This is a genomic window from Pseudomonas sp. Root401 (assembly GCF_001425105.1).
GTDB classification, from domain to species: Bacteria; Pseudomonadota; Gammaproteobacteria; order Pseudomonadales; family Pseudomonadaceae; genus Aquipseudomonas; species Aquipseudomonas brassicacearum.
In genome coordinates this window covers 12902-26440 of sequence record NZ_LMDO01000020.1, presented here as the reverse complement: position 1 = coordinate 26440, position 13539 = coordinate 12902, and the positions used below count along the sequence as shown (strand labels likewise).

At 60.8% G+C, this 13539-nt stretch carries 11 protein-coding genes and 1 pseudogene; 4 read left to right on the top strand and 8 right to left on the bottom strand.

The genetic code is table 11. From position 1 onward, the window contains the following. Nucleotides 1-40: 40 nt before the first annotated feature. Nucleotides 41-919 (bottom strand): annotated as a pseudogene (locus tag ASC85_RS33885) (methyl-accepting chemotaxis protein); the annotation flags it as partial. A gap of 436 nt (nucleotides 920-1355) precedes the next feature. Here ASC85_RS33885 and ASC85_RS16220 point away from each other — a divergent pair. Continuing rightward, complete coding sequence (locus tag ASC85_RS16220) at nucleotides 1356-2063, top strand: histidine phosphatase family protein (RefSeq protein WP_082534399.1); 708 nt, start codon at nucleotides 1356-1358, stop codon at nucleotides 2061-2063. An 8-nt stretch (nucleotides 2064-2071) separates the two neighbouring features. Then, nucleotides 2072-2920 carry a phosphatase PAP2 family protein gene (locus tag ASC85_RS16215; protein WP_057450471.1) on the top strand — a complete coding sequence of 283 codons (849 nt, stop codon included), beginning with the start codon at nucleotides 2072-2074 and terminating at the stop codon, nucleotides 2918-2920. A 152-nt stretch (nucleotides 2921-3072) separates the two neighbouring features. Here the strand turns inward: ASC85_RS16215 and katG are convergent, their stop codons facing one another. Next, nucleotides 3073-5337, bottom strand: a complete 2265-nt coding sequence (gene katG / locus ASC85_RS16210; RefSeq protein WP_057450470.1) for a catalase/peroxidase HPI — start codon at nucleotides 5335-5337, stop codon at nucleotides 3073-3075. A gap of 370 nt (nucleotides 5338-5707) precedes the next feature. On the opposite strand from katG, the gene ASC85_RS16205 reads away from it, so the two are divergent. Next, entirely contained in the window at nucleotides 5708-6298 is a 591-nt protein-coding gene (locus tag ASC85_RS16205; RefSeq protein ID WP_057450469.1) for a hypothetical protein, read from the top strand. A gap of 50 nt (nucleotides 6299-6348) precedes the next feature. Here ASC85_RS16205 and ASC85_RS16200 read toward each other — a convergent pair whose 3' ends face one another. Genes ASC85_RS16200 through ASC85_RS16175 form a run of 6 tightly spaced genes read right to left on the bottom strand, consistent with a single transcriptional unit; the run spans nucleotide 6349 to nucleotide 12535 of the window. Beyond that, nucleotides 6349-7863, bottom strand: coding sequence for an ABC transporter substrate-binding protein (locus ASC85_RS16200; protein ID WP_053118239.1), 1515 nt, complete (start codon nucleotides 7861-7863; stop codon nucleotides 6349-6351). Nucleotides 7864-7891: 28 nt separating this feature from the next. Beyond that, nucleotides 7892-8863, bottom strand: coding sequence for an ABC transporter ATP-binding protein (locus ASC85_RS16195; RefSeq protein ID WP_057450468.1), 972 nt, complete (start codon nucleotides 8861-8863; stop codon nucleotides 7892-7894). Continuing rightward, nucleotides 8860-9846 (bottom strand): ABC transporter ATP-binding protein, encoded by a 987-nt coding sequence (locus ASC85_RS16190; protein ID WP_057450467.1) that lies wholly within the window; start codon nucleotides 9844-9846, stop codon nucleotides 8860-8862. Before ASC85_RS16190 ends, ASC85_RS16195 begins: the two co-directional genes overlap by 4 nt. Further along, a complete protein-coding gene (locus ASC85_RS16185) occupies nucleotides 9843-10700 on the bottom strand; it encodes an ABC transporter permease (RefSeq protein WP_003197590.1) in 858 nt (285 codons plus the stop codon). The genes ASC85_RS16190 and ASC85_RS16185 overlap by 4 nt, the downstream gene beginning before the upstream one ends. Further along, a complete protein-coding gene (locus ASC85_RS16180) occupies nucleotides 10697-11644 on the bottom strand; it encodes an ABC transporter permease (protein ID WP_046063111.1) in 948 nt (315 codons plus the stop codon). The genes ASC85_RS16185 and ASC85_RS16180 overlap by 4 nt, the downstream gene beginning before the upstream one ends. 3 nt (nucleotides 11645-11647) lie before the next feature. Then, on the bottom strand, nucleotides 11648-12535 hold the full coding sequence (locus ASC85_RS16175) for a proline iminopeptidase-family hydrolase (RefSeq protein WP_057450466.1): 888 nt from the start codon (nucleotides 12533-12535) through the stop codon (nucleotides 11648-11650). A gap of 164 nt (nucleotides 12536-12699) precedes the next feature. On the opposite strand from ASC85_RS16175, the gene ASC85_RS16170 reads away from it, so the two are divergent. After that, entirely contained in the window at nucleotides 12700-13461 is a 762-nt protein-coding gene (locus tag ASC85_RS16170) for a LuxR family transcriptional regulator (RefSeq protein WP_057450465.1), read from the top strand. Nucleotides 13462-13539 lie beyond the last annotated feature (78 nt).

The window sequence follows — 13539 nt, the reverse complement described above, 5'->3', positions numbered from 1 at the left end:
GCGCGATGCCTTGTTGCAGCACGCCCAGTTCATCGCGGCGTGTGACGATGACCGTGTGCGAGAGGTCGCCACCGGCGATGCGCTCGACCACGGCCAGGGTATCGCGCAGCGGGCCGGTGATCTGGCGAGTGATGATCACGGCCGCAATGACGCCGACCAGTAACGCCAACAGGGTGCTGACCAGTTGCAGGGTGCGCGCCTGGGCACTTTCGGCGTCGCGGCGGTCGAGTTGGATCTGGTACAGCTGCTCGCTCAACGTCACGATTGACGCGCCCTGTTCAGTCATTTCCTTGCGTGCCTGTACCGCGTCGGCGGTGGCCAGCTTGAAGGCCTGCACGGCGCTGCGGAATTGGGTGAGGGCGTTTTCCAGTTGGCGCAGTTCATCCTGGCGGGTGTTGGAGAAGTGCTCGTTCAGCGGCTTGAGCGACGCGATGGCGGCGTCCAGTTGGGTGATGGCCTTGCGTTCGGTGTCGGCGTTGCTGTTGGCGGTATAGCCGCGCACTTCATAGCGGGCCAGCATGAAGTCCTGCTTGGCCTGGGTGATGGCCTGGAACTGGGCGAAACGCTCATCGCCGGGGGCCATTTTCCGCACGTCCGAATCCAGTGTATCGATCAGCTTGGAGGCGATCTCGGCGGTGGCGCCCATGGTATCGCGGGCGGTGTTGCCCGTGCGGTAGGCGCTGCGCATTTTGTTCAGGGACACCTGGTAGGCGCTGATGACTGCGCTCTGCTCCTTGAGCAACTTGACGTTTTCCGGGCTCTTGAAACTGCTGAGCAGGGCATTCTGTTGCGCCACGAAACCATCGAGGGTGGTCTGCACGTTTTGGGCGGCGGTCTCGTCACCGTTGGTCAGCATGTATTGCAGGCGCGTGACCCGAAGCTTGGTCAGGCCGGCGTTGAGCTGGGTGATGTCGCTCATCCAGTTGCTACGGTCGATCAGCCCGCCCAGGCTGGTCCAACTGGTCAGGGCCAGCAGGCAGGTCAGTACCAGCACCAGGCCGAAGCCCAGGCCTAATTTCATGTTGACGCTAATGTTGCCAAACCAGCTGTTCATCAAATTCCTCCAGGAACGTTGTGCTGCTTGATCGTCGGTACGCTGGAAGATTGTTGTTGTTAAGAGCCAGCAAGAGCATGTAACAGGGCTGTATCGGCGGTGGGTTCAAGATCTGTAAGTTTTTTTCCGGGTATCTGTGGGAGCAAGGCTTGCCCGCGATGAAGGCGATGCGGTCTGCCACAGAATCGAGGTGTCTGTTTCGCGAGCAAGCTTTGCTCCCACACTAAGCTTTTTTTCACATCTGTTTCACCGCCTGCCCACGTCGGCCTCTCTACTGTCGCGCCATCGAATGACTGGGTGGATGCCGTCGGGGCGGCTTGATGTGGAACTGAGACTTAGCCTTTTCGGCCTGAGGCGCTCGATCAATACGCGCCGCTTTGCCCGCTACCGAAACGCTGTGGTCGTGCTGGCTTCGGCGCTGCTGGTCATCCCGTTGACCCTCTGGCTGCTCAGCCCGGCGGCGATACCGGACCTGGCCCACGGCAACGTCGCCGGCGCCCGGGCCTTGGCCGATGGCTGGGCCAAGGGCGAGATGATCGTGCTGGTGCGTCATGTCGAGCGCTGCGATCACTCCAAGGCCGCGTGCCTGAATGATCGCGAAGGCATCACTGACCGGGCCCGTGCCGTTGCGGTGGAGTTGGGCGCGCGGTTCGAGCAACTGGGCCTGGGCAACGCCGACCTCTACAACAGCCCTTTGGTCCGTGCGGCCCAGACGGCGGGCTACATGTTCAACAAGGTGAGTGCTGGCGACGACTGGCTGATCAATTGCCGTCACGACCTTCTGCGCAATGCCCTGGCCCACAAAGTCGCCGGGCGCAACCTGATCCTGGTCACCCACAGCGAATGCATGCAGGCATTGGAAATCACGCTCCAGCGGCCTACCTCGACGTTTGGCTACGGCGCTTCGCTGTTTGTCTCCACCGCCCAGCCACAAGCCCCGCAGTTGCTCGGTTTTATCGAAGCATCTGACTGGCGCTCGGTGGCTGTCAGTAACTTTTCACACGATTAGGACCGCCCATGCTGACGTCTGCTCGCGCCCGTTTCTACGGGTTCAATCTCGGAATTCCCCTGGTCTGCGCCGCAGTGGTGTTCTTGCTGTTCGACATGACCCGCATCGACATCGCCTTCAGCAATTTATTCTATGACCCAGTGCACCAGGTCTTTCCGTTGGAGCACGTGCGGCTGTTCGAGAAAATCACCCATAAGTGGGCCAGGATCATTCCGAACTGGACCGGCGAGGCGGCGATCATCGGGGCGCTGCTGTCGTTTGTCTGGACGATCTTCCAGCCGCAAAAGCGCCCGGGATTACTTCGCTTGTTGGAGAAAACCCGGTTGGCCACACCGTTGCGTTTTGCCCACAAACACCGTCGCGACTTCCTCTACGTGGTCGTCGCCTTTTCCCTCAGCACCGGGGTGATCCATTACCTCAAGGGCCACACCAGCGTGTACTGCCCGGTGGAAACCACCCAATACGCCGGCAAGATCGAGCACAAGGAATGGTTCCAGAATTTCGACTTGCTGAAAGTCGCCGGTGACGGTCGCTGCTGGCCCGGCGGTCATGCGTCCGGCGGCTTCACGATGCTGGCGCTGTATTTCGTCGCCCGCCGCTACCGCTGGCGTCATTCGAAAGCCTTGATGCACGGGGCGCTGGTCTTGGGGTTTGTCTACGGCACGACACGGGTCCTGCAGGGCTGGCATTACATGTCGCACACGTTCTGGGCGGGGATTTTTGTCTGGTTGAGTTGTTGGCTGATGGCGTTGCTGTTTTATGGGCGCGCGGCCTTGGAGCAGCCAGTGTTGAAACCACAGCGAGCGACGCAGGCGGCTGTCGTGCCTGCGTCGGGTAATGCACATTCGTCAGCCTGAATGCCAGGCAAAAAAAAGCCCGCTGGGAGCGCGGGCTAAAACCTTAGTTTCTTGAATGAGCGAGGGGACTTTACCCAATCACACGCAGGCGTGGGGTGAAGAAAAGTTCATGAGGTCGCCTCCTTGCACGACCTCATGCCGGCGGACTCTTCTCACCGCAGATCAAACCGATCCAGGTTCATCACCTTGACCCACGCCGCGATGAAGTCCTTGACGAACTGCTCCTGGGCATCGGGGCTGGCATAGACTTCGGCCAAGGCCCGTAGCTGGGCGTTGGAGCCGAAGACCAGGTCGACACGGGTGCCGGTCCATTTGACCTGGCCGGTCTTGCGGTCGTGGGCCTCGAAGGTTTCCTGGGTGTCGGAAAGGGGTTTCCATTCCACGCCCATGTCGAGCAGGTTGACGAAAAAGTCGTTGGTCAACGTCCCGGGCCGTTGGGTAAAGACACCGTGCGCCGTGTGGCCGACGTTGGTGTCCAGTACCCGCAGACCGCCGACCAATGCCGTCATTTGCGGGGCGCTGAGGGTCAGCAGTTGGGCCTTGTCGATCAGCAACGCCTCGGCGGACACGCGGTACCGGCCCTTGAGGTAGTTGCGAAAGCCATCGGCGATGGGCTCGAGAAAACCGAACGACTCGACGTCCGTCTGCTCCTGGCTCGCGTCCATGCGTCCCGGCGCGAACGGTACCGTCACGCTGAGCCCGGCATTTTTCGCGGCTTGTTCAATACCGGCGCTGCCGGCCAGCACGATCAGGTCTGCCAGGGAGATTTTTTTACCGCCGGACTGGGCGGCGTTGAACTCATTCCGGACCCCTTCGAGGGTCGCCAGCACCTTGGCCAGTTGCTCTGGCTGGTTGGCCGGCCAGTCTTTCTGCGGGGCCAGGCGCAGGCGGCCACCGTTGGCACCGCCGCGTTTGTCGGAACCACGGAAGGTGGAAGCCGCGGCCCATGCCGTAGACACAAGCTGTGAAACCGACAGGCCCGAGGCCTGCAGCTTGCCTTTGAGGGCGGCGATGTCGCTGTCGTTGACCAGCGGATGGTCGACCGCTGGGATGGGGTCCTGCCACAGCAGTTCTTCGTTGGGCAGTTCCGGGCCGAGGTAGCGTGAGAGCGGGCCCATGTCGCGGTGGATCAGCTTGAACCAGGCGCGGGCGAAGGCGTCGGACAACTGGTCCGGGTTCTGCAGGAAGCGCCGGGATATTTTTTCGTAGATCGGGTCGAAGCGCAGCGCCAGGTCGGTGGTCAGCATCGTTGGGTTACGCCGTTTGGACGGGTCGTGAGCATCGGGGATGATGCCCGCGCCGGCACCGTTTTTCGGCGTCCATTGGTGCGCGCCTGCCGGGCTCTTGGTCAGCTCCCACTCGAAGCCGAACAGGTTCTCCAGGTAGTTATTGCTCCAACGAGTGGGGGTGGTGGTCCAGGTGACTTCCAGGCCACTGGTGATGGTGTCGGCGCCTTTGCCGGTGCCGAAGGTGCTCTTCCAGCCCAGGCCTTGCAGCTCCAGGCCAGCGGCTTCGGGCTCGGCGCCGACATTGTCCGCAGGGCCTGCGCCGTGGGTCTTGCCGAAGGCGTGGCCACCGGCAATCAGCGCCACGGTTTCTTCATCGTTCATGGCCATGCGGGCGAAGGTTTCGCGGATGTCCACCCCGGCGGCGACCGGGTCCGGTTGGCCCTCGGGGCCTTCCGGGTTGACGTAGATCAGCCCCATCTGCACGGCGGCCAGCGGGTTCTCCAGGTTGCGTCCATCGTCAGTGCGGCTTTCTTCGTTGCCAGGCTCGGCCACCAGTTGGCCTTCGCCGGGGTCTTGCATGGCGGCTTTGTCGGGCTTGCCGTAGCGAACATCGCCCCCCAGCCATTTGTTTTCAGACCCCCAGTAGACGTCTTCATCCGGTTCCCAGACATCGGCGCGGCCACCGGAAAAACCGAAGGTCTTGAAGCCCATGGATTCCAGCGCGACGTTGCCGGTGAGGACGATCAGGTCGGCCCAGGAGATATTGCGACCATACTTCTGCTTGATCGGCCACAGCAGCCGACGTGCCTTGTCGAGGCTGACGTTGTCTGGCCAGCTGTTGAGCGGTGCAAACCGCTGCTGGCCGGAACCCGCGCCACCGCGCCCATCACCGGTGCGGTAGGTGCCTGCACTGTGCCAGGCCATGCGGACAAACAGCGGTCCATAGTGGCCGAAGTCTGCCGGCCACCAGTCTTGCGAGTCGGTCATCAGTGCATTCAGGTCTTGTTTCAGGGCCTGGAAGTCCAGGCGCTTGAACGCTTGGGCATAGTTGAAATCCTCGCCCATGGGGTCGGACAGCGAGGAGTGCTGGTGCAGGATCTTCAGATTCAGCTGGTTCGGCCACCAGTCGCGGTTTGTCGTACCACCGCCAGCGGCGTGATTGAACGGGCATTTCGATTCGTTTGCCATGAGAAGCTACCTTTGGTCGTATTCATCCAGCTATCCAGCCCGGCCGGGCTTCGAATAGCGACAGGCGAAATAAATGACACAGGGCGCAGGGCTCACAGTTCGCTCAACTGATCGTGTGCGGCCACACGGCAACGCGGGAGATGTCTGGTTACCCATTCGGTGGCCCACGGCAAGCCCAGTACGGTTCTGAACGCTTCGTATCTCTTTGTCAGGTTTCACGGGCCGGATTGCACCAGCCTGAATTCAGGCTAGCCCTCCTTTGCCAGATAGCTAATAGGCGCAGTATTAACGGTCGATAGGGATAATCTTTTATCGAAGCCAAGCGGCGAGGCAGATGATATGAATGGCGCCTGCCGTGACGGACCCAATAATGAACAAATGCCCGCGCAGCACGGCCTTCCACGAAGCCGGTCATGCCCTGGCTTTCTGGTGGAACGGCCAACCGATAAAACGCATCACCGTGCGTACCAAGGCTGAAGCCTGCACGGGACCTCTGTTCGACCTGCGCGGCAACCCTCAATACGCAGAAGGGTGGGTGGAAGCTGACTACCTGGTCTCGCGCCCGGCTTTCGACGCCCCGGGGATTGCTGAATTCCTGCCCTCGATGGTCGATGCCATTGAACGTGACCTGCTCCATTGCTTCGCGGGGCCGGTGGCCGAAGCGGTCTACCGGCACCGCCGGTCCGACCGGTTGATCAGGGGCAGCGGCCGCGGAGACCTGGACCGGGGGCATGAACTGATCAGCCTGTTGCCTCCGCGCAAACTGCTCGACGCCCAATCCCAGGCCATCGCTCGTTGCAGTTGCCTGGTGCACCGTTACTGGCCGGCTGTCAGCGCCGTGGCGGGCTTTCTGCAAGAGCACGGCACGGTTGAAGGGAGCGCCGTCACAGCGCTGCTGTGCGAGATGAGCGGGGAGCGGCCGATGTTCCTTGGCCATCAAGTGGCAAGCCTCGACTTGTGATCAAGGCATTGCCACGGGCCCTATCCGACGCGGATCAAAGCCACTACTCGCTAGCGCTTCACTGTTTCCTCGAGAGAGAAGCGTCCCAGTGGGTTTTGTTGGAAGTGCTCGATGTTCTTGCGCGAAATATTGATGTACGGGCTGTAGTAGAGATCGATCCAGTTGACGTCCTGCTTGGCGATCGCCTGAAGGTCGGTATACATCTGCTTGCGCTTGGTCGGGTCCACTTCTACCCGCGCGGCCGCGACCAGATCCTTGACCTTGTCGTTCTTGTAGCGGGTCATGTAATTCATGTTGGTGTCGTGTCCCAACACGAAGGTGGTCTTCTGGTCCGGGTCGAGGATGTCGTTGGTCCAGTACATCACGGACAGATCGTAATCGCCGTCGATCAGCATTTGCCAACTCTGGGTTGGGTCGACTTTCTGCAAGGTGGCTGTCACGCCGACCGCTGCGAGCTGTTGCTGGACCAGCACGGCGATCTGCTCGTCGGCTTCATTGCCCGCATTGACCACATAGTTGAGCTTCAGGCCTGAGGCGCCTGCATCCGCCAGCATCTTCTTGGCTTTTGCCGGGTCGTACGGGCGCTGCAGATTATCGGCATTGTGATAAAGCGCGCCTTTAGGGATGTAGGAATAAGCCACCTGGCCATGACCGAACGTCACGGTATCGACCAGGGATTTTTTGTTGATCGCAAGGTCCAGGGCCTGGCGTACTTCAGGCTTGCCCAGCAATCCGTGCTCATGGTTGATCAGCAGATGATCCTCACGGGTGGAGGGATCCATGTGTACGACCAGGTTGGGATCCTTCTTCAGGGTTTCGACGCGCGAGAAGGGCACGAAGATCGCCGAATCCAGTTCACCGGCCTGTACTTTCAACATCCGCGTATTGTCATCCGGGATGGAGATCCATTCCACGCCATCCAGGCTCACCTTGTCGGCCTGCCAGAAGTTGGGGTTCTTCTCCAGCACCACGCGATCACCGCGTAGCCATTCCTTGACGATAAAGGCACCAGAGGCAACGGGGTCCTGGGCATAGGCTTCCTCCCCCATTTTTTCCATGGCCTTTTGCGACAGGATGGAGACGTTGGGCAACGCCAGCTGCGCGAGGAAGGGCACTGAAGGGCCCGTGAGTGTCACCACCAGTGTCTGCGGGTCGGGTGCTTGGGCCTTGTCGATAATCTTGTAGGAGTCGCTCCACAGCGACCCTTTGTTGTCGCGAATGCGCAACAGACTGAACGCTGCATCGCTGGCGGTAATCGGTGAGCCGTCGGAGAACTTGGCCGAGCGTAGTTTGAAGGTGTAAGTCAGACCATCGTCGGAAACCTGCCAGCTTTCGGCCAGCCCCGGCACCAGTTTGGTACCGGTGTTGTCGACGCGCACCAATACGTCGTAGACATTGGAGAACACCCAGTTATCACGATTCTGCGCGCTTTTGATCGGGTCGAACGTCGTACTTTCTTCACGGCAACCGATGGTCAGCACGCCTGCCGCCTGGGCGACACCGGCCGCCAGTGTGCAAACGGTCAGCGTCGCGGCGGTCAGCAACTTCAAATGTTTCGATCGCATGGTCAAACTCCCTATTGATGAATGTTTTTTAGAGCAATGGCTCTCCGAGCACACAGCTATAACGATGTCCATTGATGTCATGGATGGGGGGCGGCGTTTTCGCGCAGATGGGTTGTGCATACCGGCAGCGCGGGTGAAAAGCGCAGCCGGATGGAAGGTTCAGGGGGCTGGGTGGCTCGCCAGGCAGGGGTTCGCTCAGCAACGGTCGAGTCGGGTCGATGTGTGGAATGGACTGGATCAGCGCGACGGTATAAGGATGCCGCGGACTGCTGAACACGGCCTCCGTGGGGCCTTGCTCGACGATCTCGCCGAGGTACATCACGGCGACCCGATCACAGAGCCGCCGAACGATCGCCAGGTCGTGGGCGATGAACAGAATCGCCAGGTTCATGCGCTGTCGCAGTTCCAGCAGCAGGTTGATGATCTGTCCCTGGATGGAAACGTCCAGCGCGGCCACGCATTCATCGGCGATGATCAACCGTGGCTCGATGGCCAGTGCCCGAGCGATCCCCACACGTTGGCATTGACCGCCACTCAATGAACCGGGCTTGCGGTCGGCCAGCTCCGGCCGCAGGCCGACCAGGTTCAGCAATTCATCGACCCGCTGGCGAATCAGCGGTGCAGGAATCGCACAGCGCACTCGCAGCACTTCAGCCAGGGTGTCGCCGATGCTCATCCGTGGATTGAGGGCGGTATAAGGATCCTGGAAAATCATCGCGGTTTCGTGGCGCAGTCGCTCGATGTCGATCCGCTTGCCTTGAGCCATATCCACGCCATCGAACAGGATTTGTCCGGCGCTGACCTCGGTGAGGCGCAAGATGGCCCGACCCAGGGTGCTCTTGCCGCTGCCCGACTCACCCACCAACCCAAGCACCTCCCCGGTGGCCAGGCTCAGCGATACACCGTTGACGGCTTTCACCCATTGCCGGTTGATTCCGAACGGACCACTGCCAGGGGCGGCGAAGCGCACCTGTAGATCCTTCACGTGCAACAGGGTCATGACGAAACTCCCACCGGCAGCGGGTAATGGCAGGCGACCCGGTGTGCCTCTGTCGTGACTTGCATCTGTGGCAACAGCCGCGTGCACTGGCTGCCCTGCTGAAGGCAGCGTGGATTGAAGCGGCAACCGGTGGGCAGCGCATCCAGCAGAGGAGGCTGGCCGGCGATGGTCTTGAGCATGGCATGGCCGGCGCTGGTAGCCGGTTGGCAGTCGATCAGGGCCGCCGTATAGGGATGTCGTGGCTGAGCCAGCAGATCAAGCTTGTTGCCGTGCTCGCAGAGCCGACCGGCGTACATCACCGCGATGGAATCACAGGTCTGGGCGACGACCCCCAGGTCGTGGGTGATCATGATGATCGACAGCCCACGTTGATCGCGCAAATCCAGGAGCAGGCGCAGGATTTGTGCCTGTACCGTGACATCCAGGGCGGTGGTTGGCTCATCGGCGATCAGCACCTGGGGGTTGCAACCCAATGCCACGGCGATCATGGCGCGTTGGCGCATGCCACCGGAAAACTCATGGGGATAACTGTCGACCCGCGTTAGCGGATCGGGAATGCCCACCTGGCGTAACACATCAATGGCCTTCGCCCGTGCTTCACGTTTGGACGCCCCCTGATGCAGGCGTATGCCTTCGCCGATCTGTTCGCCGATACGCATCAACGGGTCGAGATGACTGCCGGGATTCTGAAAAATCATCCCCAGCCGCCGACCCCGTATGCCCCGCATGTCGGCTTCATCCAGCGACAGCAGGTCCTCACCGGCAAGGCGCACGGCCTTGCCCTGGACCCGCAGGTTTGCAGAGGGCAGCAAGCGCATCAAGGCCCGGCAGGCCATCGTCTTGCCTGAACCGCTTTCACCCACCAGACCGAGGATTTCGCCTTCGGCCAAGTCAAATGACACACGATCCACCAGCGTGACTTCGCCCTTACCGTGGCCGGCGATCACGCTGAGGTCCTCGACGCGCAACACCGGTGTGCTCATGGGCGCTCTCCGAGGTGCTCGGCGACACCGTCGGCCAGCAGACTGAAGCCCATGGCCAGGGTGACGATCGCCAGTCCCGGGAAGGTGCAGATCCACCAGGCGTTGGTGATAAAACTCTGGCCCTCGGCGACCATCGTGCCCCACTCGGCGGTGGGTGGCTGGACCCCCAGGCCGAGGTAGCTGACCGCCGCCCCATTGAGCAGTACCAGCACCGCGTCGGACATGGAAAACACGATCGAACCGAACATGGCATTGGGCAACAGGTGCCGAAACAGAATGCGTCCATGACCGAAGCCCAGGCTTTTCGCCGCCAAGGCGAAATCGCTTTCCTTGAGCACCAGGATCTGCGAACGGATCAACCGTGCATAGGACACCCAACCCACCAAAGCCATCGCAATATAAAAGCTGCCCAGGCCGGGGCCGAGGATGGCCATGATTGCCAACATCAGCACCAGGAAGGGGAAGGCCAGAATAATATCGATCAGGCGCATGCAGATCGTGTCGAACCGGCCACCGATATAGCCGGCCAAGGCGCCGACGCAAGTGCCGATCAAGAACGGGAAAACCACCCCGATCACGGAAATCTGCAAGTCGATGCGCGCGCCCCAGATCACTCGGGAAAGAACGTCGCGGCCGAAGTTGTCCGTGCCGAACGGATGGGCCAGGCTCGGCCCCAGCAGACGGATATCGGTGTTCTGGGCAATCGGATCGAAGGGCGCGACCCAGGGTGCGAAGAGTGCGAGCAACAGCCAGCCAAACAGAATCGCCAGGCCCAGCACGGTGGCCAGGCGCCGGTTGCGCAAGCCCAAACGCAGCGCAAGACGCCAGGTGGGACTGAGGGCCTGGCCGCTCATCGCATGTTCACCCGCGGATCGATCATCACAGTCAGCACATCGGCGAGGAAATTGACCGTGACGGTGGCGAGGGCCAGCACCATGGCCACGCCTTGGACCACCATGTAGTCGCGGGTAAAGATGCCGCGTACCAGCAATTGGCCGATGCCGGGAATGGCAAACAGACTTTCGATGACCACCGTGCCGCTGATCAACCAGCCGATGTTCACCGCCAGCAGGTTGACCGCCGGTACCAGGGAGTTGGGCAGCACATGCCGACGAAATATCGCCCGCTCGGACAAGCCCCGGGCCCGTGCGGCGGTGGCATGATCGGCTTGTAGCTCCATGAGCATGCTGGCGCGCAGATTGCGCACCAGCACGGCGGAGAGCGCCAAGGCAATGGTCAGGCACGGCAAAACCATGTGATGCAGTTTGTCCCACCCTGTACGTCCATAGCCTGAGACCGGAAATAGCCCCAACTGCACACTGAGCAGCAGGATCAACATGATGCCTAGCCAAAACGCCGGCATACCGAGCCCTGCCGTGGTGAACAGGCGAATCAGGTGATCCTGCCAGCCGCCCTTGTTACGCGCCGCCACCGTTGCCAGCGGCACGGCAATCAGCAGCGCCAGCAGTACGCTGCCGAGCACCAGGAACAGGGTTGGCTCAATGCGGGTACTGATCAGCTTCAAGGCATCGACTTTGTAGAGCAGCGATTGGCCGAGATCGCCTTTGAACAGGTTCTTGAGAAAGTAGAAGTACTGCATCCACAAGGGCTGGTCGAGACCGTACTGGGCACGAATCCTGATCAGCGCCTCCGGCGTGCTGCGCGAGCCCAGCAGTGCCCGGGCGGGGTCCCCGGGGATTGAGCGCACGAGCACAAAGGTGATCATGCTGATGCCAAACAGCACCGGCAATAGCTGTAGCGGGCGCGACAGTATGAAACGGTAGCGCGCCAGGTTCATGGGCTAGTTCCGATGGCGGAGCAGAAAATCCAGCAGGACTGGGAAATAGGCGTGGGGCTCTTCGTAGAACGGCATGTGGCTGCTGTTGGGGAACACATTCAGTTGTACATCCTTGAGCGCCATTTTCATGCGCATTGCACAGGCTGGCGTCAGTTCATCATGTTGACCGGTGGTGATCAGCACGGGCATTTCGAAGCTGGCCATCTGCTCGATGCGATTCCAGTCCTTGAGATTGCCGGTATAGAGAAACTCGTTGGGGCCCTGCATGGTCAGGTAAGGCCCCATGTTCCAGTCGCCCAGGGAACGTGTCACCGGTGCTGGCCACTCGTCCAGACGGCAGACATGGCGATAGTTGAGCAGGGTGATGGCCGCCTGGTATTGCGGATGATCCAGGGTGCCCATGGCTTCATGGCGCTGCATCATCGCGACGGTCTCGCTGCCCAGGGCAGCCCGCAGACGCTCCAGCTCCAGGGACAGGTGAGGGATATCGCCGACGGTATTTTCCAGGATCAGGGTTTTCAGCGATTGGGGGTGATGAATGGCGTACTCGATCGCCAGCCAGCCACCCCAGGAGTGCCCCAGCAGGTGCACTTTGCCCAGGTCAAGGGCTTGGCGGACGGTCTCTACCTCCGCCACATAACGGGTGATGTCCCACAGGGATTCGTCAGTAGGCCTGGCCGAGGCGCCGGTACCCAACTGATCGAAAGCGATGACCCGCAAGCCCTTTTCCTTGAGCCAGCCATGGCTGTCACGCAGATAATCGCAAGGCAATCCCGGGCCGCCATTGAGGCACAACAGCACTTCGTCGCCGTCGCCAAAGCCATAGGCCACCAGGTGATGACCATCGACTTCCACGTCGTACCGCTGGTCTGGCTCGATCTCACGCCACATCATTGCTCTCCTGCTCAGGTACCGCCCGTTGGCTAAACCTTACCGAGGAAGCTACGCGCCCATAAGCTAGCAATTCTTATAGGTTTGATCTGGCATTCCCCCGCTCAGGCGTGGCATTCTACTTGCACGATTTCAGGATTGAAATTAATAAGGGAGCCGAATGGATGCAGGCCAAGCTGTCTGACTTCAATACCCGTCTTTTGTCTGGCAGGAGCCTGGACGAACAGATGGACAACACCCTGGGGATGGTCCAGGCGCTAGGCTTTGACGCCTTGGTGTACGACTACAGCCCGGTGCCACTGGATCATGATGGGGCACTGATCACCCCGACTGTGCTGAAGTTGCGCAATACCCCCCGTGATTGGCACTCGCTCTGGTGTGAAGAAGGTTATTACCAGATCGACCCTGTCCAGCATCTGGCAATCAATGCCATTTCTCCTTTTGTCTGGTCCTATCGACCGGAGGCCGACACGGTGTTGCAGCCGTTCATCGGCCAGAGTCATGCACCAGTCGTGAGTTACCTGCAGGATTCGCGCATGACCTGCGGCGTGACGGTGCCGATGCATTTGCCCAAAGGCGGCTTTGCGACATTGACCGGGCTGCGCGCCGATACGAAGGGGAGCACCCTGCAGGATGTCCGGCAAACCCTGAGCGACTTCAGCCTGATTTCCCATGCCCTGCAAGAGGCGGCTTTTCCGCTGCTGGGCAAGGAAGCCCGCGCATGCCCGGTTCGCCTGACCAAACGCGAGCGTGAGTGCTTGAGATTAGCCGCTGAAGGCTTGACGGCGGCGGACATCGCCAGGCAACTGAATCGTTCCTTGGCCACCATCACCCTCCACCTGACTTCTGCAATGCATAAGCTCGGCGCCAGGAACCGGGTCCAGGCCGTGGTCAGGGCAGTGCATTATCGGTTGCTCGATAGCTGAAATCGGGCAAAAACCTATCTGTTTCTCTAGTTATTCCGCCGGCCAGTCCCCGGTATCGTGTGCCGCAGGATTCCTGGG